Origin of the sequence: Streptomyces sp. NPDC004065, from assembly GCF_044903565.1 — a bacterium.
In the GTDB taxonomy this organism is placed as follows: Bacteria; Actinomycetota; Actinomycetes; order Streptomycetales; family Streptomycetaceae; genus Streptomyces.
The window spans coordinates 96,094-121,019 of sequence record NZ_JBJDQT010000029.1 but is presented as its reverse complement, the minus strand read 5'-3'; the positions used below and the strand labels follow the sequence as shown (position 1 = coordinate 121,019).

The following is a 24,926-nucleotide window of genomic DNA, read 5'->3' as shown; positions in this document are numbered from 1 at the left end:
GGGGGGTTGTTCTTGGTGGGCTGTGTCGCCCCCCTCGGCGGGGCCCCCCACACGCCCCGCGGCCGGGTGCGGGAAGAGGGCCCGGGGGGCCCCCCGGGGCCGGGGGGGCCCGGGCGCCGCGGCCGTGATGGATCGGGCCGGGTCCGGCCCGGCGCCGTCAGTGCGCGCCCGTCCCCGTCAGGGAGCGGACCTCCAGCTCCGCGTACTTGGCGGGGTCGGGGGTCTCCTTCGACAGCAGGGTGCCCACGACGCCGAGCAGGAAGCCGACCGGGATGGAGATGATGCCCGGGTTCTCCAGGGGGAACCAGTGGAAGTCGACGTCCGGGAACATCGAGGTCGGCTTGCCGGAGACCACCGGCGAGAACAGCACCAGGCCGACCGCGGTGACCAGGCCGCCGTAGATCGACCACAGGGCGCCGGAGGTGGTGAACCGCTTCCAGAACAGGCTGTAGAGGATGGTCGGCAGGTTGGCGGAGGCGGCGACCGCGAAGGCGAGGGCCACCAGGCCGGCCACGTTCAGGTCGCGGGCCAGGGCGCCGAGGACGATGGAGACCGCGCCGATGCCGACGGTGGCCCAGCGGGCCGCGTTCACCTCCTGCTTCTCGGTGGCGGTGCCCTTCTTGATGACGTTGGCGTAGATGTCGTGGGCGAAGGACGACGAGGAGGCCAGGGTCAGGCCCGCGACCACCGCGAGGATGGTGGCGAAGGCGACCGCGGAGATGCTGGCCAGCAGGATGGCGCCCCAGCTGGAGTCGACGCCGCCCAGGTGCAGGGCGAGCAGCGGCGCCGCGGTGTTGCCGGCCTTGTTGGAGGCGATGATCTCGTCCGGCTTGATCAGCGCGGCGGCGCCGAAGCCGAGGGCGAGGGTCATCAGGTAGAAGGCGCCGATCAGACCGATGGCCCAGATCACCGACTTACGGGCGGCCTTGGCGGTGGGGACGGTGTAGAAGCGGATCAGGATGTGCGGCAGGCCCGCGGTGCCGAGGACCAGGGCGATGCCGAGCGAGATGAAGTCGAGCTTGGTGGTGCCCGACGCGCCGTACTTCAGGCCGGGCTCGAGGAAGGCCGCCCCCTTGCCGCTGTTGTCGGCGGCCCGGCCGAGCAGGTCGGAGAGGTTGAAGTGGAACTTCAGCAGCACCAGGAAGGTCAGCAGGATCGCGCCCGCGATGAGCAGGACCGCCTTGACCATCTGCACCCAGGTGGTGCCCTTCATGCCGCCGATGGTGACGTAGACGATCATCAGTACGCCGACCAGCGCGACGATGCCGATCTTGCCGCCGTCGCTGGTGATGCCGAGCAGCAGGGAGACCAGAACGCCGGCGCCGGCCATCTGGGCCAGCAGGTAGAAGATCGACACGACGATCGTCGAGGTGCCGGCGGCGGTGCGGACGGGCCGCTGGCGCATGCGGTACGCCAGGACGTCGCCCATGGTGTAGCGGCCGGAGTTGCGCAGCGGCTCGGCGACCAGGAGGAGGGCGACCAGCCAGGCGACGAGGAAGCCGATGGAGTACAGGAAGCCGTCGTAGCCGAAGAGGGCGATGGCGCCCGCGATGCCGAGGAAGGACGCGGCGGACATGTAGTCGCCGGAGACGGCCAGTCCGTTCTGGAAGCCGGTGAACTGCCGCCCGCCGGCGTAGAAGTCGGCGGCGTCCTTGGTCTGGCGGCCGGCCCAGACGGTGATGACGAGGGTGGCGGCGACGAACACCGCGAACAGGGTGATGATCAGCGGCCGGTGCTGGCTCGCCTCGCCGGCGGCCAGGGTGATCGCGGGGCTCATGCGCCGCCCTCCATACGGGACTTGATGGCTTCCGCCTTGGGGTCGAGCTTCGCGGCGGCGTGCCGCGCGTACCACCAGGCGATGAGGAACGTGGTGAGGAACTGGGCCAGGCCCAGGACGAGGGCGACGTTGACGTTGCCGAAGAGCTTGGTGCCCATGAAGCCGCCCGCGTAGTTGGACAGCAGGACGTACAGCAGGTACCAGGCGGCGAAGGCGATGGTCAGCGGGAAGGCGAAGGAGCGGTAGGAGCGGCGCAGTTCGCCGAACTCCGCACTCTCCTGCACCGCGGTGAACTCCTCGGAGGAGGGGAGGGGGACCTGCGTCTTCGAGGGTGGCGGTGTCTCGGTTGCCACGTCAGTCTCCTCGCGTTGCGGATGCGGTTGCGGCCGGGGCCCGGTACGGCCCGGGCTCCTGCACAAGGTCCACGGCGCGGCCCCGGGGCCGGTTCAAGTGCGCCGGCTTCTTTCGCGAGTGACCTGGGCGAGTCATTGCCTACTCATTGCTGAGCGGCCGAGGCGGGAGATAGCTTCACCCTGCACCACCCGTCATGTACCTGCCCGGGCTGTACCTCGGCTCGGGCGGTTCTGTACCCGGATGATGTGGAGACCCCATGGCTCATCTGCGTTCCAGACGCCGGCTGGCCCTCGCCGTGCCGGTCGTGCTGTCGCTCACCGCCTCGCTCGGCTTCCTTCCGTCGGCGGCCTCGGCGGCACCCGCCTCGGGCACCACGGCGACGACGGCCGACGCGCCCACCCTCGCCTACGTCGTCAACACGAGGACCGACCGCCACACGATCGGCGCCGTGCAGCGGGCGATCACCGCGGCCGGCGGCAGCATCGTGGCGGCCTACGACCGGATCGGTGTCATCGTCGCCCACTCCGCCGACCCGGACTTCGGCAGGCGGATGCGAGCGGTGCGCGGCGTGCAGTCGGCCGGCGCCACCCGCACCGCGCCGCTGAGCGCGTCGGGGACGACCGACGAGGGCGCGGTGCAGTACCTGTCCAAGGCCGAGGCCGCGAAGGCGGCGAAGGCGGCCGGCGGCGGTGCCGAGCCCCTCGAGGCCGACCAGTGGGACCTGCGCGCGATCGGCGCCGACCGGGCGGCCGGGGTCAACCCCGGCAGCAGGAACGTCACGGTCGCCGTGATCGACACCGGCGTGGACGACACCCACCCGGACATCGCGCCCAACTTCTCCCCCGGCCAGTCCGCCAACTGCGTCAGCGGCAAGGCCGACACGACGTACGGCTCCTGGCGTCCGGTGGACGCGGACCACTACCACGGCACGCACGTGGCCGGCGAGATCGCCGCGGCCCGCAACGGGATCGGCGTCGCGGGCGTCGCGCCCGGCGTGAAGGTCGCCGGCATCACGGTCGCCCAGCCGGACGCGGGGCAGCTGTTCTACCCCGAGAGCGTCGTCTGCGCCTTCGTGTTCGCCGCGGACCACGGCGTGGAGATCACCAACAACAGCTACTACGTGGACCCGTGGCAGTACAACTGCCTCGACGACCCCGACCAGAGGGCCATCGTCGACGCCGTCAACCGCGCCCAGCTCTACGCGCGGAGCAAGGGCACGCTGAGCGTCGCCGCGGCCGGCAACTCCAACAACGACCTGGACGCCGACGCCCTCACCGACGACTCCAGCCCCGACGACTCGACCCCCGTCGAGCGCACCGTCGACCCGCACAAGTGCTTCGACATACCCACCCAGCTGCCGGGCGTGGTGACGGTCAGCGCGGTCGGCGTCAACGGCACCAAGTCCTACTACTCCAGCTACGGCCAGGGCGTCGTCGACGTGGCCGCGCCGGGCGGGGACAAGTACCAGATCCCCGACACGCCGTCGAAGAACGGCCGCATCCTGTCCACCCTGCCGAACAACCAGTACGGCTTCCTCCAGGGCACCTCCATGGCCACCCCGCACGTCGCCGCGGTGGCCGCGCTGCTGAAGTCCGCCCACCGCCACGCCACCCCCGCCCAGCTGCAGGCCCTGCTCAAGGCCCAGGCGGACAACCCGGGCTGCCCGGCCGGCCCCTACGACGGGGACGGCGACGGGGTCGTCGACGCCACCTGCGTGGGCGGCAAGCGCGTCAACGGCTTCTACGGGTCCGGGATCGTCAACGCGCTGCGCGCGGTCAAGTAGAGACAGGAGACACGGACACATGACAGCGCCTCACCCGCGCTACCGCCGGGCCCTCGTCCTCCCGCTGGGGACGGCCATGGCGACGGCCCTCGCGTTCCTGCCGAACGTCTCCGCCTCGGCGGCGGACGCCGCCCCCGCCGCCCCCGCGGCCGCCACGGACACCCCGGCATCCCTGAGCTACGTCGTCAACGTCCCTCCGGGGCACGGCGTCCAGGCCCGTGTGAAGCAGGCGATCACCCGGGCCGGCGGCACGATCGTGACGTCGTACGACCGGATCGGCGTCATCGTCGTCCACTCCGCCGACCCCGACTTCGCCAGGATCCTGCGCAAGGTGCCCGGCGTCGACTCCGCGGGCGCCACCCGCACCGCGCCGCTGCCCGCCCAGTCGACCACCGACGTCGGCACGCCACGGCCGCTGACCGCCGCCCAGGCGGCGCGGGCCACGGGCCGGGCGGCCGCCGGGCAGGACCCGCTGGAGTCGCTCCAGTGGGACCTGCCGGCCATCAAGGCGGACAAGGCGCACGAGAAGACGCTCGGCAGCCGCGACGTCACCGTCGCCGTGATCGACACCGGCGTGGACGACACCCACCCGGACATCGCCCCGAACTTCGACCGCGGGGCGTCGGTCAACTGCGTGTCGGGCAAGCCGGACACCACGGACGGCGCCTGGCGGCCGAGCGCCGCCGAGAGCCCGCACGGCACGCACGTGGCCGGCGAGATCGCGGGCGCGAAGAACGGCGTGGGCATCACGGGCGTGGCGCCGGGCGTGAAGGTGGCCGGCATCAAGGTCGGCAACCCCGACGGGTTCTTCTACACCGAGGCCGTGGTGTGCGGCTTCGTGTGGGCGGCGGAGCACGGCGTCGACGTGACCAACAACAGCTATTACACCGACCCCTGGTACTTCAACTGCGCCGACGACCCGGACCAGAAGGCGCTGGTGGAGGCGGTCACCCGGGCCTCGCAGTACGCGGAGCGCAAGGGCGCGGTGAACGTCGCGGCGGCCGGCAACGAGAACTACGACCTGGCCTCGCACTCGATCACCGACCCGTCCTCGCCGAACGACTCCACGCCCGGGGACCGCGTCGTCGACCCGCACAAGTGCTTCGACATACCCACCCAGCTGCCGGGCGTGGTCACCGTCGCGGCCACCGGGGCCAAGGGCGTCAAGTCGTCGTTCTCCAACTACGGCCTGGGGGTCATCGACATCGCCGCGCCCGGCGGCGACTCGACGGCCTACCAGAAGCCGGAGCCCCCGGCGACCAGCGGCCTGATCCTCGGCCCGCTGCCGGGCGGCAAGTGGGGCTACATGGCGGGCACGTCGATGGCGTCCCCGCATGTCGCCGGTGTTGCCGCATTGATCAAGTCCACGCATCCGCACGCCCCGGCCGCCCTGGTCAAGGCGCTGCTCTACGCGGAGGCGACGGCCACGCCGTGCACGGACCCCTACGACATCAACGGCGACGGCAAGGTCGACGCGGTGTGCGAGGGCACGAAGAACCGCAACGGCTTCTACGGATGGGGGACAGCGGACGCCCTGGCCGCGGTGACCAGGTAGGCCCCTGCTGCCGGCCTGATCCATATATTGATTCAGTCAATACTGCATAGTGCAGTCATGACTGACATCAAGTCCGCATGGTCCGCGCTGGGCGGCGATCCCGCCGCCCTGTCGCGGCTCGCTCTCGTGGAGCGGGAGGGCGCGCTCGCGGCGCGCCTTCCCGTACGGGAACTGGCACGCGCGTGCGTGGGCGCCTGTGCGCTGGCCGCCGCCGAACTCGCGGCGGTGCGGGCCGGCCGGTCCGGCCCGCCCGCGGTGCGCGTGGACGACGGGGCGGTCGCCACGGCGTTCGTCAGCGAACGGCATCTGCTGGTCGACGGGCGGGCGCCCGTCTCCTTCGCGCCGCTGTCGCGGTTCTGGCGCACCGCCGACGGCTGGGTGCGCACCCACGCCAACTACCCGCACCACCGGCGGCGGCTGCTGGCCGCGCTGGGGCTGCCGGAGCAGGCGGACCCGGACCGCGTCGGGGCCGTCCTGGCCGAGCGGTCCGCGCTCGGGGTGGAGGAGGCCGTGCACGCGGCCGGCGGCCTCGCCTTCGCACTGCGCACCCCCGCCGAGTGGTCCGCGCACCCCCAGGGGGCCGCCGTGGCCGCCGGGCCGCTGGTCGGGCGGGAGCGGCCGGACACGGCGGGCCCGCGCGTGCTCGCACGGCTGCGGGACACCCCGCTGCTGCCCGCCGCCGGAGTGCGGGTGCTCGACCTCACCCGGGTCATCGCCGGCCCGGTCGCCACCCGGACCCTCGCCCTGCTGGGCGCGGACGTGCTGCGCCTGGACGCGCCGCACCTGCCCGAACTGGCCGACCAGCACGCGGACACCGGCTTCGGCAAACGCTCGGCCACCCTGGACCTCGCCGCCGGCCGCGCCGCCCTGGAGGAGCTGATCGCCGCGGCGGACGTGGTGGTGACCGGCTACCGGCCCGGCGCACTGGACCGGTTCGGGCTCTCCCCCGAGGCGCTCACCGAACGGCGGCCGGGGCTGGTCGTGGCGCAGTTGTCGGCGTGGGGTACGTCCGGGCCCTGGCGCGGGCGGCGGGGCTTCGACAGTCTCGTCCAGGCCGCCACCGGCATCGCGGTGCTCGAGGGCACGCCCGGGCGGCCGGGCGCGCTGCCCGCCCAGGCGCTGGACCACGGCACCGGCCACCTGCTCGCGGCGGCGGTGCTGCGGGCGCTGACCGAGCAGTCGTCCGAGGGCGGCAGCCGCGTCGTACGGCTCTCCCTCGCACGGACGGCGTCGTGGCTGCTGAGCGCGGCCGAGCGAACGGAGCCCGCCGTAACAGAGCCCGGCGCGGGCCGGAAGGACGGCGCAAGCCGAAGGGCCGGCCCGAGCCGGGAGCCCGGCCCGAGCCGGGAGGCCGCCGGCCCCTATGAGCGGCCCGATCGGTGGCTCGGTGAGCGGGACAGCCGCCTGGGGCGCCTGCGGTACGCCCTGCCGCCCGTCGCCTTCGACGGCGGCCCCGGCGACTGGGCCCACCCGCCCACCCCCTGGGGCTCGGACCCGGCCCGCTGGACCTGACACCCGGTACAGCGGCCCGGCGGGCCGCGGGTGAGCGGCCCGCCCCCTTCCCGTCCGAGCGGGGCCGCGAGGCGACCGGCCCGCGGCCCCGCCGGCCCGGAAGCGCGCCCCCGGGGCCGGGAGCGCGGGCCGCGAGGCGAGCCACCCGCACCCGCCGGTCGTCGCGGGACCGCGGGGTGAACGGTTCACCCTTGTCGGCCGGGCACCAGACCACGGCGGCGACGGCCGCGAACACCGGACACCAGGCGGGCAACCCGCACCCGCCCACCGGACGAGTGGTCACGCGGCTTCCCGCCCACCGGAACAAGGGACGCGCGGCGAGCGGCCCCCACCCCCGCCGGCCGGGGAGCCGCACCCGCGAGAACGCGGCCGACAGCAGGGGCCTGGGGCGAGCCGCCCGCTCCCCGCCGGCGGGAGCCCGGTCCGCCGGGGAGCGGCCGGGGTCAGACCCCGGCCGCTCCGAGCAGGGCTCCCGCCGCGTAGGTCACCGCCATGGCCAGCGCGCCGCCGCTCACGTTGCGCGCCACCGCGCGGGCGGGGGCGGCCGCTCCCAGCCGGGCGCTGGTCCAGCCGGTGAGGACCAGGGCGGCCAGCACGGACAGCACGGTGACCCACAGGCGCCAGGCCGCCGGCGGCAGCACGATCGCGAGCAGCGGCAGCAGGGCGCCGACCGTGAAGGCCAGGAAGCTCGCCCAGGCCGCGTGCCAGGGGTTGGTCAGCTCGTCGGGGTCGATGCCGAGCTCCACGCGCGCGTGCGCCCTGAGGGCGTCCCGCGCGGTGAGCTGTTCGGCGGCCTCACGGGCCACCTCGCGCGACAGGCCGCGCTCCTCCAGCATGTCGGTCAGCTCGCGCAGTTCGGCCTCGGGCTGCTCGCTCAGCTCCCGCTTCTCCAGGGCCAGGGCGGCCATCTCCGAGTCGCGCTGGGTCGACACCGAGACGTACTCCCCCGCCGCCATCGACATCGACCCGGCGAGCAGACCCGCGAGCCCCGCGGTCAGCAGGGCCGAGCGGGAGTCGGTCGCCCCGGCCACGCCGACCACGAGTCCGGCGGTGGACACGATGCCGTCGTTCGCGCCGAGGACGGCGGCGCGCAGCCAGTTGAGGCGGGAGCCGAGCGCGCCGCCGTGCGCCTCGTCATGCGTGGGTTCGCTCACAGGACGGAGGATCGCACGGCCGCGGCGCGGGGACGGAGGGACCCGGCGCGGAACCCGCGCGCTCCGGCCCTCCGCGCCCGGTTGACGGGCCGTCATCCACTCCCTCAGGGCGAATGCCCGAATTCTTCCGCATGGCGGCTTCTGTACGGCGGGGGCGTGCGCGCACCGCGGGGGAGGGCGCGCGGGGCTGTCGGTCGCGGCCCGTATTCTCATGGACCATGCTCGAAGACCGCACCCTCGCAGGGTCCTCCCCCACGCCGTGGCCGGCCGCGTATCCCCAGGGATACGCGGTCGTTGACGTGGAGACGACCGGCCTGGCCCGCGACGACCGCATCATCTCCGCGGCGGTCTACCGGCTCGACGCGCGCGGCGAGGTCGAGGACCACTGGTACACGCTGGTCAACCCGGAGCGCGATCCGGGGCCGGTGTGGATCCACGGGCTGACGAGCGAGGTGCTGGAGGGCGCGCCGCTGTTCGCGGACATCGCCGAGGAGTTCGCCTCCCGGCTGGCGGGGCGGGTGCTGGTCGCGCACAACGCGGTCTTCGACTGGCAGATGATCGCGCGGGAGTACGCCCGCGCCCGGCGCGAGGCGCCGGTACGGCAGCGGCTGTGCACCATCGCGCTCTCCAAGGAGCTCGGACTGCCCCTGCCCAACCACAAGCTGGAGTCGCTGGCGGCGCACTTCGGTGTCGTGCAGCGCCGGGCGCACCACGCGCTGGACGACGCGCGCGTCCTGGCGGAGGCGTTCCGGCCCAGCCTGCGGGCCGCCGCGGCGGGCGGGGTGCGGCTGCCGCTGCTGGAGTGCCGTCCGCTGACCGAGTGGTCGGACCGGCCCGTGCCCCGGCAGCCCTCGGGCGGCTACGGCGGCTACCGGCCCGGCGGTTGGCGCCCCTCCCGCAGGAGGCCCGCCTGCCCCTATCCCAACCCGGGACGCTACGAAGAGGGCAAACGTCTCAAACAGGGCATGCGGGTCGCCTTTTCCGGTGACACCTCGATCGAGCGGGAACTGCTGGAGGACCGGGCGACCGAGGCCGGACTCCACGTCGCCACCAGCCTGTCCCGGCTGACCAGCCTGCTCGTCACCAACGACCCGGACTCGGGCACGTCCAAGGCGGTCAAGGCCCGGCAGTACGGCACTCCGGTGGTGGACGAGGCGGCGTTCGGCCAACTGCTGGGGGACGTGGAACCGGCGGACGGCACCTGAGGGGCGTACGGGTGATTGCCGCACGACTCGCCCGCCGCCCGCTCGCCCGCGCGGCGGCCACGGCACACGCTGTGGCGCATGGCGAGATGTGAAGTCTGCGGCAACGACTACGGAATGACCTTCGAGGTGCACGCCCAGGGCTCGGTGCACGTCTTCGACTGCTTCGCGTGCGCGATCCACCGCATGGCGCCGATCTGCGAGCACTGTCGTGTCCAGATCATCGGGCAGGGCGTGGACGTCGACGGCCACTGGTACTGCGGCGCGCACTGCGCCCGCGCGGAGGGGAGGGTAGGGATCGTCGACCGCGTCTGAGGGCCCGCGGCGCCCGGTGCCGAGGGCACCCCTGGCGGAAGCACCCCGCGCCCGGAGAGGTACCGTCGTGGGGTGTACCGCTTCCTGTTGAGCCGCCAGTGGGTGATCCTCACGCTCGTGGCCCTGCTGCTCATCCCCACGATGATCTGGCTGGGCTTCTGGCAGCTGCACCGCCACGACCACCGGCAGGCGCTGAACAAGGTGATAGAGGCCTCGCTGGCGGCCGAGCCCGTGCCCGCGCAGTCGCTGACGTCCGTCGGCGGCACGGTCGCGCACGACACCATGTACCGCCGGGTGACGGCCAGGGGGCACTTCGACACGGCGCACGAGGTGGTGGTGCGCCGCCGCACGAACGCGGACGGCCAGGTCGGCTACCACGTCCTCACCCCGTTCGTGCTGGACGACGGCCGGGCGCTCCTCGTCAACCGGGGCTGGATCCCCTCACCCTCCTCGCAGACGGCCTTCCCCGACATCCCCGCCCCCGCGGGCGGCGAGATCACGGTCACCGGCCGGCTGATGCAGGACCAGACGACCGCCGCCAGCGGCATCAAGAACGTCAAGGGTCTCCCCGACCGCCAGGTCCTGCTCATCAACAGCGGCCAGATCGCCGCCCTGCTGGGCGACGCGGGCGCGCCCTACGCCAAGGAGGTGCTCGGCGGATACGTCGAGCTGACCTCCCCCGCGCCCAAGGGCGGCAGCCCCGAGCCGATCCCCTCCCCCAAGGAGGACTCGAGCTGGATCGGCGTCGACGACATCAACCTGCCGTACGCCATCCAGTGGTGGCTGTTCGCGGCGGGTGTGCCCGTCGGCTGGGCCGCCCTGGCCCGCCGCGAGGCCCGGGAGCGGGCCCGGGCGGCGTCGGAGCAGGCGGCGCGGGAGACGACGGAAGCCGCCGCGGTCTGAGGTCCGGCGCGCCGACGACGGCGTTGTGCCACCTCAGCCGGCCGGCCGTCTGCCGAGGAGAGCCGCACGGGCGGTCCGGGACCGGGGGGCGGGGCCGGGCGCGCGGCTCGGCACCGTGATTGCCGTACGGTCCGGCCGGGAAGCCGGATGTCCGTGCATTCGCGGATCGAGGACTACGCGCTCATCGGTGACGAGCAGACGGCCGCCCTGGTCGGCCGGGACGGCTCCGTGGACTGGCTGTGCCTGCCCCGCTTCGACTCCGGGGCCTGCTTCGCGCGGCTGCTCGGCGACGAGGACAACGGCCACTGGCGCATCGCCCCCAAGGGCGTGACGGGTGAGTGCACCCGCCGCGCCTACCGCCCGGACACCCTCGTCCTGGACACCGAGTGGGACACCCCCGGGGGCTCCGTGCGCGTCACCGACCTGATGCCGCAGCGCGACCGCGCGCCGGACCTGGTACGGATCGTGGAGGGCCTCAGCGGCCGGGTGACCGTGCGCAGCACCCTGCGGCTGCGCTTCGACTACGGCGCGGCCATCCCCTGGATGCGCAGGTCCGACGGGCACCGGGTGGCCGTCGCCGGGCCGGACTCGGCGTGGCTGCGCAGCGAACCCCCGGTGCGCACCTGGGGCGAGGACTTCGGCACCCACGCGGAGTTCACCGTCGCCGCGGGCGAGAAGGTGGCGTTCGTGCTCACCTGGCACCCCTCGCACGACCCCCGGCCCCCGCTCATCGACCCGTTCGAGGCCCTGGAGCACAGCGTCGCCGACTGGAGGGTGTGGGCGGCGCGCTGCCGCTACCACGGCCCGTACCGGGACGCGGTCGTCCGCTCACTGATCACCCTCAAGGCCCTCACCTACGCCCCCACCGGCGGCATCGTGGCCGCGCCCACCACCTCCCTGCCCGAGGAGATCGGCGGCGTGCGCAACTGGGACTACCGCTACTGCTGGCTGCGCGACTCCACCCTCACCCTCGGGACGCTGCTGGCGGCGGGCTACCAGGAGGAGGCCGAGGCGTGGCGGAACTGGCTGCTGCGCGCGGTCGCGGGCGCCCCGGCGGACATGCAGATCATGTACGGCCTCGCGGGCGAGCGGCGGCTGCCGGAGTACGAGCTGCCGTGGCTGCCGGGCTTCGCCGGCTCGGCGCCGGTGCGGATCGGCAACGACGCGGTCGGCCAGCTCCAGCTCGACGTGTACGGCGAGGTGATGGACTCGTTGTGGCTGGCGCGCCGCTCGGGACTGTCGGCCAGGCCGCACGTGTGGTCGATGCAGTGCGTGCTGCTGGCCTTCCTGCGCACGGCGTGGCGGCAGCCCGACGAGGGGTTGTGGGAAGTGCGCGGCGGCCGGCGCCACTTCGTGCACTCCAAGGTGATGGTGTGGGTGGCCGCCGACCGCGCGGTACGCACGCTGGAGGCCGACCCGGCGCTGAAGGGGGACCTGGCGGGCTGGCGGGCGCTGCGCGAGGAGGTGCACCGCGAGGTGTGCGAGAAGGGCTACGACGCCGACCGCAACACCTTCACGCAGTACTACGGTTCACGGGAGCTCGACGCCGCCCTGCTGCTCATCCCGCGGGTGGGGTTCCTGCCGCCGGACGACCCGCGGGTGGCCGGCACCGTGGACGCGGTCCGCGCGGAACTGGGCGAGGACGGTCTGCTGCGCCGTTACAGCACCGACCGGGCCAGCGTCGACGGACTGCCCGGCGGCGAGGGCGCCTTCCTGGCGTGCTCGTTCTGGCTCGCCGACGCGCTGCACATGACCGGCCGCACCGAGGAGGCGCGGGAGCTGTTCGCACGCCTGGCGGCGCTCGCCAACGACGTGGGGCTGCTCGCGGAGGAGTACGACACCGCCTCGGGCCGCCAGCTCGGCAACTTCCCGCAGGCGTTCAGCCACATCGGGCTGGTGAACACCGCCCTCGCCCTGTACGGGGACGAGGAGGCAGGATAGGGGCCATGGATCTTGGACTGAAGGACCGGGTGTACGTCGTCACCGGCGCGACGCGCGGACTGGGCAACGCCGCCGCGCGCGAACTGATCGCCGACGGCGCGAAGGTGGTCGTCACCGGGCGGGACGAGCAGCGGGCCGCCGACGCGGCGGCCGCGCTGGGACCCGGCGCCGTGGGCGTGGCCGTGGACAACGCGGACCCCGAGGCGCCGGCCCGGCTGATCGCCGCCGCGCGGGACAACTTCGGCGGCTTCCACGGAGTGCTGGTCAGCGTCGGCGGGCCGCCGCCCGGCTTCGTCGCCGACAACACCGACGAGCAGTGGCGGTCCTCGTTCGAGTCGGTGTTCCTCGGTGCGGTGCGGCTGGCCCGGGCCGCCGCGGCGGAGCTGGAGGAGGGCGGCGTCATCGGCTTCGTGCTGTCCGGCTCGGTGCACGAGCCGATCCCCGGGCTGACCATCTCCAACGCGCTGCGGCCCGGCCTGGCCGGCTTCGCCAAGTCCCTCGCCGACGAGCTGGGCCCGCGCGGCATCCGGGTCGTGGGGCTGCTGCCGGCCCGCATCGACACCGACCGGGTGCGCGAGCTGGACGGTCTGTCGGCGGACCCCGAGGCCACCCGGGCGGCGAACGAGTCGCGCATCCCGCTGCGGCGGTACGGGACGCCGGAGGAGTTCGGCCGCGCGGCGGCGTTCCTGCTCTCCCCGGCGGCCTCCTACCTCACGGGCATCATGCTGCCCGTGGACGGCGGCATGCGTCACGGATTCTGACCGGCGGCCCGGGGCACCACGAGCCGCGCCCCGGGCCCCGGGCCCCGCCCGAAACGCACCGACCGGCGCCGTTGACCCCTTGGCGGGGAGCGGCGCCGGGGTGTGCGGGGCCGGGACGGGCCGTCAGTCGCCGAGGCCGGCCAGGTCGCGCAGGCGGCGGGCCTGGGCCTGCCGTTCGGCGGCGCGCTGCTGCTCGTAGGTGCGCTCCAGGGCACCCCGCAGCAGGGTCTTGGTCTCCACGACGGCGTCGCGCGGCGCGGCGAGGATCGCCGAGGCCAGGTCGCGTACCGCGTCGTCGAGCTGGTCGGTGGGCACGGCCAGGCCGGCGAGCCCGGTGCTCACCGCCTCCCCGGCCGTCACGAACCGGCCGGTCACGCAGATCTCCAGCGCGCGGGCATAGCCGACCAGCCCCACCAGCGGATGCGTGCCGGTGAGGTCGGGCACCAGCCCCAGGCTGGTCTCGCGCATGGCGAACTGCACGTCGTCCGCGACGACCCGCAGGTCGCAGGCGAGCGCCAGCTGGAAGCCCGCCCCGATGGCGTGCCCCTGGACCGCGGCGATCGACACGATGTCGTTGCGCCGCCACCAGGTGAACGCCTCCTGGTACTCGGCGATGGTCGCGTCCAGCTCGGCGTCGCCACCGCGCGCGAGGTCGATGAACGACGGCTCGCCGTCGAACCCCTCGGGCGTGAACGCCTGCCGGTCCAGGCCCGCGGAGAAGGACTTGCCCTCGCCGCGCAGCACCACGACGCGGACGGAGCCCGGCAGCAGCCGTCCGGCCTCGGTGAGCGCCCGCCACAGAGCGGGGCTCTGCGCGTTGCGCTTGGCCGGGTTGGTCAGCGTCACCGTGGCGACCGCGTCGTCGACGGTGAGCCGTACGCCGTCCTTGTCGAGTACGGGACCGGTTGCCGGATCGAGGTCCTGCTCGGGCGAAGCCATGGTGCGCCTCCGATGGGTGCGGTCATCGTGATGCCGTACGACGGCATCGTAAGTGACTGCACAGTAACCACCCGGCCGGCCGGTCGACCGACCGGGTGGCCACCATCGAAGCCGATGGGCCGCCCGCGGTCAGGCCGAAGCGGCCTTCTTTCCCCGCGTCGCGCCGCCACGCCCACGGAGCGTGACACCCGACTCGCTGAGCATCCGGTGGACGAAGCCATACGAGCGGCCGGTTTCCTCGGCCAACGCCCGGATGCTCGCACCGGCGTCATATTTCTTCTTCAGGTCTGCCGCGAGCTTGTCGCGCGCGGCGCCGGTCACCCGGCTGCCCTTCTTCAGAGTCTCGGCCACCCGTGCCTCCTCATGGGAAGTGCGCTCTGGTCTCCTCATGATCACCCCTCCGGGGCGCGATGGCCACCCATTCGGCAAGGTCCGTGAGACAGGCTTGTGACGACAGGAAGGGGTCCCCACAAGCGGAATTGCCTATTCCGTACCGCCGCGGCCGTACCGCCGAACGGGTTGTTCCGCGAACCTCCTGGTCACAGGCGCGCGACGGCCGAGCCCTTGGCACATAAGGGCTCGGCCGCGAAATCGGTGTAGGACACACCTCGGTACGAGGAGATCTCACACAGATGGTGGATCAACGATGGGCCGAATGATCCATACGGGGTTGATCAGGCGAGGGCGACGAGATCCGCGTAGTCGGAACCCCACAGGTCCTCGACGCCGTCGGGCAGCAGGATGATCCGCTCCGGCTGCAGCGCCTCCACGGCGCCCTCGTCGTGCGTGACGAGGACGACCGCGCCCTTGTAGGTGCGCAGCGCGCCCAGGATCTCCTCGCGGCTGGCCGGGTCGAGGTTGTTGGTGGGCTCGTCGAGCAGCAGGACGTTCGCGGAGGAGACGACCAGCGTGGCGAGCGCCAGCCGGGTCTTCTCGCCGCCGGAGAGGACCCCGGCCGGCTTGTCGACGTCGTCGCCGGAGAACAGGAAGGAGCCCAGCACCTTGCGGACCTCCACGAGGTCCAGGTCCGGGGCGGCCGAGCGCATGTTCTCCAGGACGGTGCGGTCGGGGTCCAGGGTCTCGTGCTCCTGGGCGTAGTAGCCGAGCTTGAGGCCGTGGCCGGGGACGACCGCGCCGGTGTCCGGCTGCTCCACGCCCGCGAGGAGCCGCAGCAGCGTGGTCTTGCCGGCGCCGTTGAGACCGAGGATGACGACCCGGGAGCCCTTGTCGACGGCCAGGTCGACGTCGGTGAAGATCTCCAGCGAGCCGTACGACTTGGACAGCCCCTCGGCCATCAGCGGCGTCCTGCCGCAGGGCGCCGGCTCGGGGAAGCGCAGCTTGGCCACCTTGTCGGACTGCCGGACCTCCTCCAGGCCCGAGAGCAGCTTCTCGGCGCGGCGGGCCATGTTCTGCGCGGCGACCGTCTTGGTGGCCTTGGCCCGCATCTTGTCGGCCTGCGCGTTGAGCGCCGCGGCCTTCTTCTCGGCGTTGGCCCGCTCCCGCTTGCGCCGCTTCTCGTCGGCCTCGCGCTGCTGCTGGTAGAGCTTCCAGCCCATGTTGTAGACGTCGATCTGGGCGCGGTTGGCGTCCAGGTAGAACACCTTGTTGACGACCGTCTCGACCAGGTCGACGTCGTGGGAGATCACGATGAAGCCGCCGCGGTAGGTCTTCAGGTAGTCGCGCAGCCAGATGATCGAGTCCGCGTCCAGGTGGTTGGTCGGCTCGTCCAGCAGCAGGGTGTCCGCGTCGGAGAAGAGGATCCGGGCGAGCTCGATCCGGCGGCGCTGACCGCCGGAGAGCGTGTGCAGCGGCTGGCCGAGCACCCGGTCGGGCAGGTTGAGCGCGGCGGCGATGGTGGCGGCCTCGGCCTCGGCGGAGTAGCCGCCCTTGGTGAGGAACTCCGTCTCCTGGCGCTCGTACTGCTTGAGGGCCTTCTCGCGGGTGGCGCCCTTGCCGGTGGCGATGCGCTGCTCGTTCTCGCGCATCTTGCGGATCAGGACGTCCAGGCCGCGCGCGGACAGGATGCGGTCGCGGGCGAGCACGTCGAGGTCGCCGGTGCGGGGGTCCTGCGGCAGGTAACCGACCTCACCGGAGCGCGTGATGGTGCCGGCGGCGGGGATGCCCTGGCCGGCGAGGCACTTGGTGAGGGTGGTCTTGCCGGCGCCGTTGCGGCCGACCAGGCCGATCCGGTCGCCCTTGGCGACGCGGAAGGTGGCGTTCTCGATGAGGATGCGGGCACCGGCGCGCAGCTCGATGCCGGAGGCGGAGATCACGGACAGACTCCAGGGCTGAGGTGCTCCCTGCTCAGTGAGCTGGGGGGAGAGTGGCGGGATGGGCGGCTGCGGACGTTCCCGCCGTCTAATGCGCGAGGAGAATGGCCATGCGGGCCAGTCTAACGAAGGTGCGCAAGCCCTTTTCCCGCCCACGGGTGTTCGGTTCGTCTCCTCCCCGGCGGCGGGGAGTGCCGTCGCCGGGGCGTTGTCAGTGGTGGGTGCCAGACTGAGCGGCGAACCGGATATTTCGGTGATCACCGACTCACAAGGGAGTGATCGGCATGGCAGGCACCACGGGACGCCCCAGCGTCTACCCGACACTGCTGTACGCGGACGCCAGGGCGGCCCTCAAGCAGCTCACGGAGGCGCTCGGGTTCACCGAGCTGTCGGTGTACGAGGGTGAGGACGGCCTCGTCCAGCACGCCGAGCTGGTGCAGGGCAACGGCGCGGTGATGCTCGGCTCGAAGGGCCGCGGGGGCCGTTTCGACGAGGCGATGCGCGGCGCCGGCCCGGCGGGGGTGTACGTCGTCGTGGACGACGTGGACGGCCACTACCAGCGGGCGGTGGACCACGGCGTGGAGATCCTGATGCCCCCGACCGACCAGGACTACGGCTCACGGGACTACATGGCCCGGGACGTCGAGGGCAACGTGTGGAGCTTCGGCACATACGCGCCTCGCGTGGAGGGCTGAGCCGGGCAGCCGCCGCGGAGGCCGAGCCGGGCAGCCGCCGCGGAGGCTGAGCCCGGCCGGCTCGCGCGGGTCCCCGCCTCCGGTGGGCACGTCCCGGCGTCGCGCGGTGCGCCGCCTCGCGGCGGCCTCCCTGCGTACCGCTTCAGCCGACGCGGGTGCGCGCCGGCTCAGCTGCCGCCGGTGTGCACCTGGAAGGCGGCGCGGCGGACGGCCTTGGCCAGGGCCGGGTCGGGGTGCGCGGCGGCCAGCGCGACCAGCACCTGCACGGTGCGCGGGTGGCCCACGGCGCGCACCTCGTCGAGCAGGGCCGGGACCGTGGGCTGCACCGCGGCCTCCAGGTGGCGGACGAGCATCGGGGCCTCGCCGTGGTCGGCGACGGCGGCGGCGGTGTCCACCCACAGCCAGGTCGCCTCGTCCCGGGTGAGGACCTCGTGGGCGTCCTCGGGGTCGATGCCGTCGTGCTCCGCGAGCCACAGCAGGGCGTACGGCCGCAGCGCGGGCTCCTCGAGCACCGAGCGCACATCGGGCTCGGCGGGGGCGCCCACCACCCGCAGCGCCTCGAAGGCCAGGCCGCGCAGCAGGGCGTCCTCGCCGCGGGCGGCGGCGAGCAGTTCGGTGACCGCGCTGCCCACGGGGCGGGCGGCGAGCCAGGCGCGGTACTCGGCGCGGGCGGCGTTGGGGCGCAGCTGGGCGCAGCCGCGGAGCATGTCCTCGGCCGACTGCTCGATGTTCCCGGCGGGGCTCTGCGCGGCGACGCAGATCTGCTCCAGCTTGACCCACACCGCCCAGCTGCCGAGCGGGGTGAGGGTGACCTGCCCGTCGCCGTAGGTGAGGGCGCCGACGGCGGCCAGGGCGCCCAGCGCCCAGTCGAGCAGCGGGGCCAGTGAGGCGGTGGCGCCGGGACCGGCGGCGGGCGCGGACTCGGGGCCGGGGGCCGGGTCCGGCTCGCGGTCCGGGCCGTAGGGGATCTCGCAGCGTTCCGTGCGCAGTTCCGTGACGCGTTGCTGGAGGAGGTCGAGGAGCTGGTCCACGGGGACGGGGCCGGCGGACAGCTGGAGGAAGGAGAGCACCTGCGGCATCGCGGAGACGACCTCGGCCACCGCGGCGGCCTCGTGGCCGTCCGGCTCCGGGCAGGCGAGCGACCAGGCGTCGAAGAGGGCGACCCAGCCGCGCAGGACGGCGCTGTCGTCCCGGTCCCAGGCGCGCAGCCGCCAGCCGGGCCGGGCGTTGTCGCCGTGCACCTCGACGAGGCCGGCCAGACGGGCCGTGTCCCAGTCGGCGCGGACCTGAGCGGGGGTCAGGCCCAGCTCGGCGGCGGCCCGCTCCGCGGTGGCGTCGGAGAGCGTGGCCTTGCCGTCCGCCGTCGCCCCGGCACGGCCGGGGCCCAGCGCGGCGTCGGCCCAGCGGGCGACGCGGACCGCGCCGGCCAGGCCGGAGCGTGCCATTCCGGCCAGCTCCGCGGGGGCCGGGGTGCCCTGCGGGGGGCGTGGTGCGGGGCGGCGCGAGCGCCGTTGGTTCACGGCTCGGGGGGCGGCGGTCAGGGGTCGCGGGCGGACGAGTCGAAGCCTTGAGTCGCGCGGGATACGGGACGTCACGGGTGCAGTCTTCCGGTTGACGGTCCGAAAACCCAAACGGAATGTCACCGCGGGCGACGGGGATGGCCAACGCAGGGGTGCGGAGGGAGGACGGCACGGCATGAACAGGCCACAGCCGGGCCCCGGAACGGAAGCCCGCCGCGACCGCGGCGCCGGGCCCGGGGCCCGCGCCCGGCGCCCCACGCACTACCCGCCACCCGCGCCGCCTCCGCCCAGGAGGCGCGGCGCGGGCGTGGAGGCGTCAGGGCGCGGAAACAACGCGGGCGCAGAGACGGGAACGGAGGCGGCGTGGGCACGGAGGCAGTGCGGGCGGGCGTCAGGGCGCGGAAACAACGCGGGCGCAGAGACGGGCACGGAGGCAGTGCGGGCGGGCAGCCCGGACGCACGGGCCGGCCACCGGTGCCCCGCGACCTTTGGGGCCGCTGGGTCGCTGGAGCCGGCCCCCGGTGGGGGGGCCGACGGGACCGGTGGGGCCGGCGAGGTGGGGCTGAGGAGGCATGCGCAACCGGTGCGACCCGTGCGAGCGGTGGGCCCATGGGTCGGTGGAGTCGGCCAGGCGGGGAGGGGCCGACCGACCCATGGGGTCGCCGGTGCAGTGGCCTACGGGGCGGCCGGACGGACCGGCGCGGGGCGGCCCGCGGGCCGGGGCTTGTGGAGGCCGGCCGGCGGGGGCAGTGGGGCTTTCTCGCCGGGCGGGGTCACATCAGGGGGGTGAGGAAGCGGCGCAGGGCCTCCTCGTAGGCCTCCGGGTCGGCGTTCCACATGGCGCCGTGGGAGGCGTTCGCCACCGTGTGCAGGGCGACCAGGTTGGGGCGGCGCTCGGCGAGCAGGCGGGACAGCCGCCAGGGGGCCACCTCGTCGTCGGGGCCGTGGAAGATCAGCGTGGGCACGGTGAGCCGGGAGGGGTCGGCCGTCTCGGCCAGCCGGTCGCCGTACAGGCCCGTGCGCCCCTGGGCGGCGCGCACCGCGAGCGGCAGCAGGGCGTCCGGGGTGTGGCGTGCCCTGGCCAGGGCGCGCAGCGTCGCCTCCCAGTCGAGCACCGGGGAGTCGAGGACCAGGCCCGAGATGCGCTCGCGCATGCCCGAGTGCAGCGCGGCGCGCAGCGCCATGGTGGCCCCGGTGGACCAGCCGTGCAGCACCACCCGTTCGGCGCCGTAGCGCACCGCGTAGCGGATGGCCGCGTCGAGGTCGCGCCACTCGGTCTGGCCGAGGTGGTTGAGGCCGTCCGGGGGGCGGGGGGCGCCCAGGTCGCCGCGGTAGGCGAGGTCGAGCACCGGGAAGTGCCTGCGGTTGAGGAACCCCATGACGTTCATGGGCAGTTCCCGGGTGGTGCCCAGGCCGTGCACGGTGATGACCCAGGTCTCGCGGACGCCGGGCACGAACCAGGCGGGCAGCGCGCCGAGTTCGCCCGGCACGTCGACGTCGGCGTGCTCCAGTCCGAGGGCCGAGCCGGGGTTGCCGACGTGCACGTTCGGGGTGAGCCAGACCTTGTCGCCCGGGGCGAGGGCGCCGTGGGTGACGCGCTCCAGCCGCCGTACGACGGTGTCGGGCCGGTGCGGGGCGGTCGGCAGAACGGGTCCGACGACCGCGTGGGAGCCGTTGCCGGCCAGGCCGTAGGTGCCGGGGCGCAGGGAGGCGAGGTCGCGGGTGAGCACGATGTGCCCCGCCGCCGTGCCGTGCACGGTGAGCCGGGGCTCGGTGGGCAGGGGCCGGCCCGGGACGGCCTTGAGCGCCGCGTCGCTGGCCAGCCGGCCCACGGCGACACTCGCCGCGCCGGCGGCCAGGGCGGCGGTGACGGCCGCGGCCGTCGCTCTGACTGTGCGCACGGGACCAGTGTCGTGGCGCCCCGGGACACCGGCCAGTGGGAGGAAGGGTCGGGGTGACATGTTCCTGAGAGTTCCAGGGAGAGCGGTCTTCACGCCTTCACCGCGCCCGCAGTCCTCTTCTCGCCCCTGCGGGTCCTGTTCCCACCCACGCGGGTCCTGCTCCCGCCCACGCGCGTGCGGTTCCCACCCACGCGGGTCGCCGTGCGTGTCGTTCCCGTCGCGCACCAAGGCGCCGGGCCCGGGACACGGGACACGCGGCACCGCTTCCGTCAGGGCTGCCGGTCCCGCTGCCCGTACCCCCGCAGCCGTTCCTCGGCCCGGGCGAGCTGCTGGGGCGTCAGCAGGGCCGGCGAGAGGCCGGGCACGGAGGAGGCCGTCAGCCACAGCCGGCACATCCACTCCAGCTGGGCGGTGCGGTCGTAGGCCTGGTCCAGGGTGGCGCCGTAGGTGACGGTGCCGTGGTTCTGCAGGAGGCAGCCCGAGCGGCCGGCCAGGGCGCGCAGCATGTTGCGCGCCAGCTCCTCGGTGCCGTAGGTGGCGTACGGGGCGACCCGCACGGGGCCGCCGAGCGCGGCGGCCATGTAGTGGATGAGCGGCAGCTCCGGCACCAGCGTGGAGACGGCAGTGGCGTGCACGGCGTGGGTGTGGACGACGGCGCGTGCGTCGGTGGTGCGGTACACGGCGAGGTGCAGGGGCAGTTCGCTGGTCGGGACGAGGGTGCCGAGCACCTGCCGCCCGTCGAGGCCGACGCCCGTGACGTCGTCGGGCGTGAGCCGGTCGTACGGCACGCCGGACGGTGTGACCAGCACGGTCTCCCCCACCCGTGCCGAGACATTGCCGGAGGTGCCCACGACCAGACCGTCGGCCACCGTGCGGCGGGCCGTCGCGACGAGCTCGCGCCAGGCGCGGAGCTCCTCCTCGCCGGGGTCCCGTACGTCTGCTTCGTCACACCTCGTCTGCGCCATGGAGGTGATCCTGCCAGGGCGGGGCGCCCACGGGTCCGGGTCCGTGAACCCGGACGCCACCGGGTCCGTGAACCCGGACGCCACCGGGTCCGCGGAACCGGGCGCCACCGGGGTCCGAGAGCCCGTCGCGCCACCGGTCCGGTGACGGCCTGCGTCCGGTTTCAACAAACACCCCGAAGACCGTCCCAGTTCATCTTCCGTTCACCCGGGTTACGTACGTTCGAGCAGCCAATGACCTCGAACGATTGCCTGGGTAAATGGAAAGCTTCTCGCTGATCCTCGCGATTGTGGTGATAACCGCACTTGCGTTCGATTTCACGAACGGTTTCCACGACACCGCCAACGCGATGGCCACGACCATCTCGACCGGCGCGCTCAAGCCCAAGGTCGCGGTGGCCATGTCCGCCGCGCTCAACCTGGTGGGCGCCTTCCTCTCGGTGGAGGTCGCCAACACGATCTCCAAGGGTCTCGTCGACGAGACCGGCATCCGTCCCGAGGTCATCTTCGCCGCCCTGGTCGGCGCGATCCTCTGGAACCTGCTGACCTGGCTGGTCGGGCTGCCGTCCAGCTCCTCGCACGCCCTGATGGGCGGTCTGGTCGGCGCGGCGATCGCCTCCGCCGGCTTCGGCGCGGTCCACGGCGGCGTGCTCGTCACCAAGGTGCTGCTGCCCGCCGTCGCCGCTCCGGTCGTCGCCGGAGTCGCGGCGCTGGTCGCCACCCGGCTGTCGTACACGATCGGGGCCCGGACGGACGGCAAGGCGGCCGAGAAGGGCCACCGCGTGGGCCAGATCGCCTCCGCGGGTCTGGTCTCGCTGGCCCACGGCACCAACGACGCGCAGAAGACGATGGGCGTCATCACCCTCGCCCTGGTCGCCGGCGGCGCCCTGGCCCCCGGCTCCAACCCTCCCACCTGGGTCATCCTCTCCGCCGGCCTGGCCATCGCGCTCGGCACGTACATCGGCGGCTGGCGCATCATCCGCACCATGGGCAAGGGCCTGACCGACCTCCAGCCGCAGCAGGGTTTCGCCGCCCAGACCAGCGCGGCCACCGCCATCCTGGCCTCCTCCCACCTCGGCTTCTCGCTGTCCACCACGCACGTCGTCTCCGGCTCGGTGATGGGCGCGGGCCTGGGCCGCACGGGCGGCGTCGTGCGCTGGTCCACCGCGACCCGCATGGCCGTGGCCTGGGTGCTCACCCTTCCCGCCGCAGCGCTGGTGGCCGCCGGCGCCGAGCTGGTCACCGGCCTCGGCGACTGGGGCACCGCGCTGGTGGCCCTGTTCCTGGTGGCCTCCAGCGCCGCGATCTACCGGATCTCCCGCCGCGACGTCGTCGACCACACCAACGTCAACGAGACCGGCGAGCCCGCCGGCGTGGTCACCCAGGCCATCGCGGCCGTCACCCCGCCCCCGGCGGCCACGCCCGCCGGAACCCCGGCGACCGGAACCCCGGCGGCCGGGCCGGCCGAGGTCCACACGGTGCCCGCGGGCGAGGTCCGGGCCGTGCCCGCGGCCGAGGTCCACGCGGTGTCCGCGGCCGAGGACCTGCCCGACCTGTCGGTCGCGATCCCCCTCCAGGCCACCGTGGCCCCCGCCACCGACCCGGCACCCAAGACCGCCCAGGCGGCCCCGCCGGCCGCCGCCGTCTGAACCCGGGCACCCGGTCAGCAGAAAGAGTTCCGACATGAAGATCGACTGGGCAGCCCTCGGCTCCGTGTTCGGCGTCAGCCTCGGCGTCACCGTGGGCCTCGTGGCCCTGTTCACCCTCGGCATCGCCGGCCTCTCCCGGCGGGAGCGGGCCGCCGCCCAGGGGGGCGGCGGAGCCCTCGCGCTCACCGGCGCGTACGTCTGCTTCGCCGCGTGCGCCGCCGCGGTCGCCTACGGCATCCACCTCATCATGGCGAAGGGCTGACACCCCCTCAGCCCGGGTCGCGTGCCGTCCCCGCGCCGAACGGGGCCGGGGACGGCACGGCACCCCGGGCGGTCCCCCGCACCCCGCCATAGCAGTCCCCGGCACCGCGCGCCGGGCAACGGCCGGGTCTCCCGCGCCCCTTGGCGCCTCACCGCCCGCCCTGCCCGGGCCCGCCCTTCCAGGCGGTCCCGGGCAGGGCGGGCTTCTCACACCGCCGGTGTGGGCCTCATCTCAGTGACGCCCCGCAGGTCAAGGGCAGGTTGACGGCCGTTCACGGGGCATGGTGGACTGCCGGAGCCATTAGCGGCGGCAGGAGAGGAAGCCGGTGAGATTCCGGCGCGGTCCCGCCACTGTCACCGGGGTAGGAGTCCCCGGGAGCCAGGAACTCTCACCGCCGGTCTCGTCGAACCAGGGCGTGGACACCCTGAGTGAGGACACATCGCCATGCGCGGCTGCCGACCTAGGTTCACCAGCGACGTACTGACCACTCCCGGCGTCGGCATCGGCTGACCCCCATGGGTGCCGATCGCGTCTTCGCGTACGGCGCCGCCGCCGGCCTCCTCGGTGACCTGCTCCTCGGCGATCCCCGCCGGGGGCATCCCGTCGCCGTGTTCGGGCGGGCCGCCGGCGCCGTGGAACGTGTGCTGTGGCGGGACCACCGCGGCCGGGGCGTGCTGCACACCGCGGTGTGCGCCGGGGGCGTGGTCTCCGGCGCGGCGCTCGCCGCGTCCGCCGTGCGCCGCTCGCGCACCGCGTCCGCCGTCCTGACCGCCGTCGCCACCTGGGCCGTGGTCGGGGGCACCTCGCTCGCCCGCGAGGCCCGCACCGTCGGGCGGGCGCTTCAGGCGGGGGACGTCGAGGCCGCGCGGGCCCGGCTGCCGCACCTGTGCGGACGCGACCCGCAGGCGCTGGACGCCGACGGGATCGCCCGGGCGGTGGTGGAGTCGGTCGCCGAGAACACCTCGGACGCGGTGGTGGGCGCGCTGGTGTGGGGCGCCCTCGCGGGCGTGCCCGGACTGCTCGGGTTCCGCGCCGTCAACACCCTCGACGCCATGGTCGGGCACAAGTCGCCCCGGTACCGCCGCTACGGCTGGGCCTCGGCCCGGCTCGACGACCTCGCCGGCTGGCCTGGAGCGCGGCTCACCGCCGTCGCGGCGGCCGCGGCGGGAGACGACCCGCGCGGCGCCCTGCGCGCCTGGCGCGCCGACGCCCGGCGGCACCCCAGCCCCAACGCCGGCCCGGTCGAGGCCGCCTTCGCGGGGGCGCTCGGGGTGCGGCTGGGCGGCACGCTCTCGTACGGGGGGCGTGTGGAGCACCGGCCGGTCCTGAACCGGGCCGGACGCGCCGTCCGGGTGGGAGACATCGAGCGGGCCGTACGCCTGTCCCGGCGCGTGGGCTGGATCGCGCTCGGGGTGTGCGCGGGCGCACGGATGCTGTGGACGGCGACGAGGGGGCGTACGTCATGAGCGGG

General features: G+C 74.2%; 22 protein-coding genes and 1 riboswitch. Of the genes, 13 read left to right on the top strand and 9 right to left on the bottom strand.

Annotated features, from left to right (window positions below):
- Nucleotides 1-157 precede the first annotated feature (157 nt).
- Nucleotides 158-1,777 (bottom strand): cation acetate symporter, encoded by a 1,620-nt coding sequence (locus ACI2LW_RS26920; protein WP_404733797.1) that lies wholly within the window; start codon nt 1,775-1,777, stop codon nt 158-160.
- Nucleotides 1,774-2,130, bottom strand: a complete 357-nt coding sequence (locus ACI2LW_RS26915) for a DUF485 domain-containing protein (protein ID WP_404733796.1) — start codon at nt 2,128-2,130, stop codon at nt 1,774-1,776. The genes ACI2LW_RS26920 and ACI2LW_RS26915 overlap by 4 nt, the downstream gene beginning before the upstream one ends.
- A gap of 257 nt (nt 2,131-2,387) precedes the next feature.
- Between ACI2LW_RS26915 and ACI2LW_RS26910 the strand changes: the two genes are divergently transcribed.
- Genes ACI2LW_RS26910 through ACI2LW_RS26900 form a run of 3 tightly spaced genes read left to right on the top strand, consistent with a single transcriptional unit; the run spans nt 2,388 to nt 6,981 of the window.
- On the top strand, nt 2,388-3,914 hold the full coding sequence (locus tag ACI2LW_RS26910; protein WP_404733795.1) for a S8 family peptidase: 1,527 nt from the start codon (nt 2,388-2,390) through the stop codon (nt 3,912-3,914).
- 19 nt (nt 3,915-3,933) lie between these two features.
- Complete coding sequence (locus ACI2LW_RS26905; RefSeq protein ID WP_404733794.1) at nt 3,934-5,469, top strand: S8 family peptidase; 1,536 nt, start codon at nt 3,934-3,936, stop codon at nt 5,467-5,469.
- 57 nt (nt 5,470-5,526) lie between these two features.
- Nucleotides 5,527-6,981, top strand: coding sequence for a CoA transferase (locus tag ACI2LW_RS26900; RefSeq protein ID WP_404733793.1), 1,455 nt, complete (start codon nt 5,527-5,529; stop codon nt 6,979-6,981).
- 443 nt (nt 6,982-7,424) lie between these two features.
- On the opposite strand, the gene ACI2LW_RS26895 is transcribed toward ACI2LW_RS26900, so the two are convergent.
- A complete protein-coding gene (locus ACI2LW_RS26895) occupies nt 7,425-8,135 on the bottom strand; it encodes a VIT family protein (RefSeq protein ID WP_404733792.1) in 711 nt (236 codons plus the stop codon).
- Between the two features lie 218 nt (nt 8,136-8,353).
- Between ACI2LW_RS26895 and ACI2LW_RS26890 the strand changes: the two genes are divergently transcribed.
- The 5 genes from ACI2LW_RS26890 to ACI2LW_RS26870 all read left to right on the top strand — a co-directional run bounded on the left by ACI2LW_RS26890 (nt 8,354) and on the right by ACI2LW_RS26870 (nt 13,257).
- Nucleotides 8,354-9,340 (top strand): DEDDh family exonuclease, encoded by a 987-nt coding sequence (locus ACI2LW_RS26890; protein ID WP_404733791.1) that lies wholly within the window; start codon nt 8,354-8,356, stop codon nt 9,338-9,340.
- Between the two features lie 78 nt (nt 9,341-9,418).
- Nucleotides 9,419-9,652, top strand: coding sequence for a hypothetical protein (locus ACI2LW_RS26885; RefSeq protein WP_189708537.1), 234 nt, complete (start codon nt 9,419-9,421; stop codon nt 9,650-9,652).
- A gap of 72 nt (nt 9,653-9,724) precedes the next feature.
- Nucleotides 9,725-10,555, top strand: a complete 831-nt coding sequence (locus tag ACI2LW_RS26880) for an SURF1 family protein (protein WP_404733790.1) — start codon at nt 9,725-9,727, stop codon at nt 10,553-10,555.
- Between the two features lie 153 nt (nt 10,556-10,708).
- On the top strand, nt 10,709-12,496 hold the full coding sequence (locus ACI2LW_RS26875) for a glycoside hydrolase family 15 protein (RefSeq protein WP_404733805.1): 1,788 nt from the start codon (nt 10,709-10,711) through the stop codon (nt 12,494-12,496).
- A 5-nt stretch (nt 12,497-12,501) separates the two neighbouring features.
- Nucleotides 12,502-13,257 carry an SDR family oxidoreductase gene (locus ACI2LW_RS26870; RefSeq protein WP_404733789.1) on the top strand — a complete coding sequence of 252 codons (756 nt, stop codon included), beginning with the start codon at nt 12,502-12,504 and terminating at the stop codon, nt 13,255-13,257.
- 123 nt (nt 13,258-13,380) lie between these two features.
- Here ACI2LW_RS26870 and ACI2LW_RS26865 read toward each other — a convergent pair whose 3' ends face one another.
- Entirely contained in the window at nt 13,381-14,196 is an 816-nt protein-coding gene (locus tag ACI2LW_RS26865) for an enoyl-CoA hydratase/isomerase family protein (protein WP_404733788.1), read from the bottom strand.
- Here ACI2LW_RS26865 and ACI2LW_RS26860 point away from each other — a divergent pair.
- Entirely contained in the window at nt 14,163-14,252 is a 90-nt protein-coding gene (locus ACI2LW_RS26860) for a CGNR zinc finger domain-containing protein (protein ID WP_404733787.1), read from the top strand. The two genes, ACI2LW_RS26865 and ACI2LW_RS26860, sit on opposite strands and share 34 nt — an antisense overlap.
- Nucleotides 14,253-14,325: 73 nt before the next feature.
- Here the strand turns inward: ACI2LW_RS26860 and ACI2LW_RS26855 are convergent, their stop codons facing one another.
- Together ACI2LW_RS26855 and ACI2LW_RS26850 are read right to left on the bottom strand one after the other, a co-directional pair.
- A complete protein-coding gene (locus tag ACI2LW_RS26855) occupies nt 14,326-14,547 on the bottom strand; it encodes a helix-turn-helix domain-containing protein (protein WP_018567695.1) in 222 nt (73 codons plus the stop codon).
- 323 nt (nt 14,548-14,870) lie between these two features.
- Nucleotides 14,871-16,469 (bottom strand): ABC-F family ATP-binding cassette domain-containing protein, encoded by a 1,599-nt coding sequence (locus ACI2LW_RS26850; RefSeq protein ID WP_404733786.1) that lies wholly within the window; start codon nt 16,467-16,469, stop codon nt 14,871-14,873.
- Nucleotides 16,470-16,750: 281 nt separating this feature from the next.
- Here ACI2LW_RS26850 and ACI2LW_RS26845 point away from each other — a divergent pair, with 281 nt between their 5' ends.
- Nucleotides 16,751-17,161, top strand: a complete 411-nt coding sequence (locus ACI2LW_RS26845) for a VOC family protein (RefSeq protein ID WP_404733785.1) — start codon at nt 16,751-16,753, stop codon at nt 17,159-17,161.
- A 167-nt stretch (nt 17,162-17,328) separates the two neighbouring features.
- On the opposite strand, the gene ACI2LW_RS26840 is transcribed toward ACI2LW_RS26845, so the two are convergent.
- The 3 genes from ACI2LW_RS26840 to ACI2LW_RS26830 form a co-directional block, all read right to left on the bottom strand.
- Nucleotides 17,329-18,606 carry a hypothetical protein gene (locus ACI2LW_RS26840; RefSeq protein WP_404733784.1) on the bottom strand — a complete coding sequence of 426 codons (1,278 nt, stop codon included), beginning with the start codon at nt 18,604-18,606 and terminating at the stop codon, nt 17,329-17,331.
- A gap of 848 nt (nt 18,607-19,454) precedes the next feature.
- Complete coding sequence (locus ACI2LW_RS26835; protein ID WP_404733783.1) at nt 19,455-20,582, bottom strand: alpha/beta hydrolase; 1,128 nt, start codon at nt 20,580-20,582, stop codon at nt 19,455-19,457.
- A 269-nt stretch (nt 20,583-20,851) separates the two neighbouring features.
- Entirely contained in the window at nt 20,852-21,547 is a 696-nt protein-coding gene (locus ACI2LW_RS26830; protein ID WP_404733782.1) for a class II aldolase/adducin family protein, read from the bottom strand.
- Nucleotides 21,548-21,804: 257 nt separating this feature from the next.
- On the opposite strand from ACI2LW_RS26830, the gene ACI2LW_RS26825 reads away from it, so the two are divergent.
- From ACI2LW_RS26825 to ACI2LW_RS26815, 3 genes are all read left to right on the top strand, one after another.
- Nucleotides 21,805-23,193, top strand: coding sequence for an inorganic phosphate transporter (locus ACI2LW_RS26825; protein ID WP_404733781.1), 1,389 nt, complete (start codon nt 21,805-21,807; stop codon nt 23,191-23,193).
- 34 nt (nt 23,194-23,227) lie between these two features.
- Nucleotides 23,228-23,455, top strand: coding sequence for a hypothetical protein (locus ACI2LW_RS26820; RefSeq protein WP_404733780.1), 228 nt, complete (start codon nt 23,228-23,230; stop codon nt 23,453-23,455).
- A 266-nt stretch (nt 23,456-23,721) separates the two neighbouring features.
- A riboswitch (cobalamin riboswitch) is annotated at nt 23,722-23,864 on the top strand.
- A gap of 106 nt (nt 23,865-23,970) precedes the next feature.
- Nucleotides 23,971-24,921, top strand: coding sequence for a cobalamin biosynthesis protein (locus ACI2LW_RS26815; protein WP_404733779.1), 951 nt, complete (start codon nt 23,971-23,973; stop codon nt 24,919-24,921).
- The last annotated feature ends 5 nt before the right edge of the window (nt 24,922-24,926 follow it).

Coding starts and splice junctions, on each gene's coding strand:
- ACI2LW_RS26920 (WP_404733797.1), bottom strand. CDS start 1,777: ATGAGCCCCGCGATCACCCTGGCCGCCGGCGAGGCGAGCCAGCACCGG.
- ACI2LW_RS26910 (WP_404733795.1), top strand. CDS start 2,388: ATGGCTCATCTGCGTTCCAGACGCCGGCTGGCCCTCGCCGTGCCGGTC.
- ACI2LW_RS26905 (WP_404733794.1), top strand. CDS start 3,934: ATGACAGCGCCTCACCCGCGCTACCGCCGGGCCCTCGTCCTCCCGCTG.
- ACI2LW_RS26900 (WP_404733793.1), top strand. CDS start 5,527: ATGACTGACATCAAGTCCGCATGGTCCGCGCTGGGCGGCGATCCCGCC.
- ACI2LW_RS26890 (WP_404733791.1), top strand. CDS start 8,354: ATGCTCGAAGACCGCACCCTCGCAGGGTCCTCCCCCACGCCGTGGCCG.
- ACI2LW_RS26885 (WP_189708537.1), top strand. CDS start 9,419: ATGGCGAGATGTGAAGTCTGCGGCAACGACTACGGAATGACCTTCGAG.
- ACI2LW_RS26870 (WP_404733789.1), top strand. CDS start 12,502: ATGGATCTTGGACTGAAGGACCGGGTGTACGTCGTCACCGGCGCGACG.
- ACI2LW_RS26865 (WP_404733788.1), bottom strand. CDS start 14,196: ATGGCTTCGCCCGAGCAGGACCTCGATCCGGCAACCGGTCCCGTACTC.
- ACI2LW_RS26845 (WP_404733785.1), top strand. CDS start 16,751: ATGGCAGGCACCACGGGACGCCCCAGCGTCTACCCGACACTGCTGTAC.
- ACI2LW_RS26840 (WP_404733784.1), bottom strand. CDS start 18,606: ATGGCACGCTCCGGCCTGGCCGGCGCGGTCCGCGTCGCCCGCTGGGCC.
- ACI2LW_RS26830 (WP_404733782.1), bottom strand. CDS start 21,547: ATGGCGCAGACGAGGTGTGACGAAGCAGACGTACGGGACCCCGGCGAG.
- ACI2LW_RS26825 (WP_404733781.1), top strand. CDS start 21,805: ATGGAAAGCTTCTCGCTGATCCTCGCGATTGTGGTGATAACCGCACTT.
- ACI2LW_RS26820 (WP_404733780.1), top strand. CDS start 23,228: ATGAAGATCGACTGGGCAGCCCTCGGCTCCGTGTTCGGCGTCAGCCTC.
- ACI2LW_RS26815 (WP_404733779.1), top strand. CDS start 23,971: ATGGGTGCCGATCGCGTCTTCGCGTACGGCGCCGCCGCCGGCCTCCTC.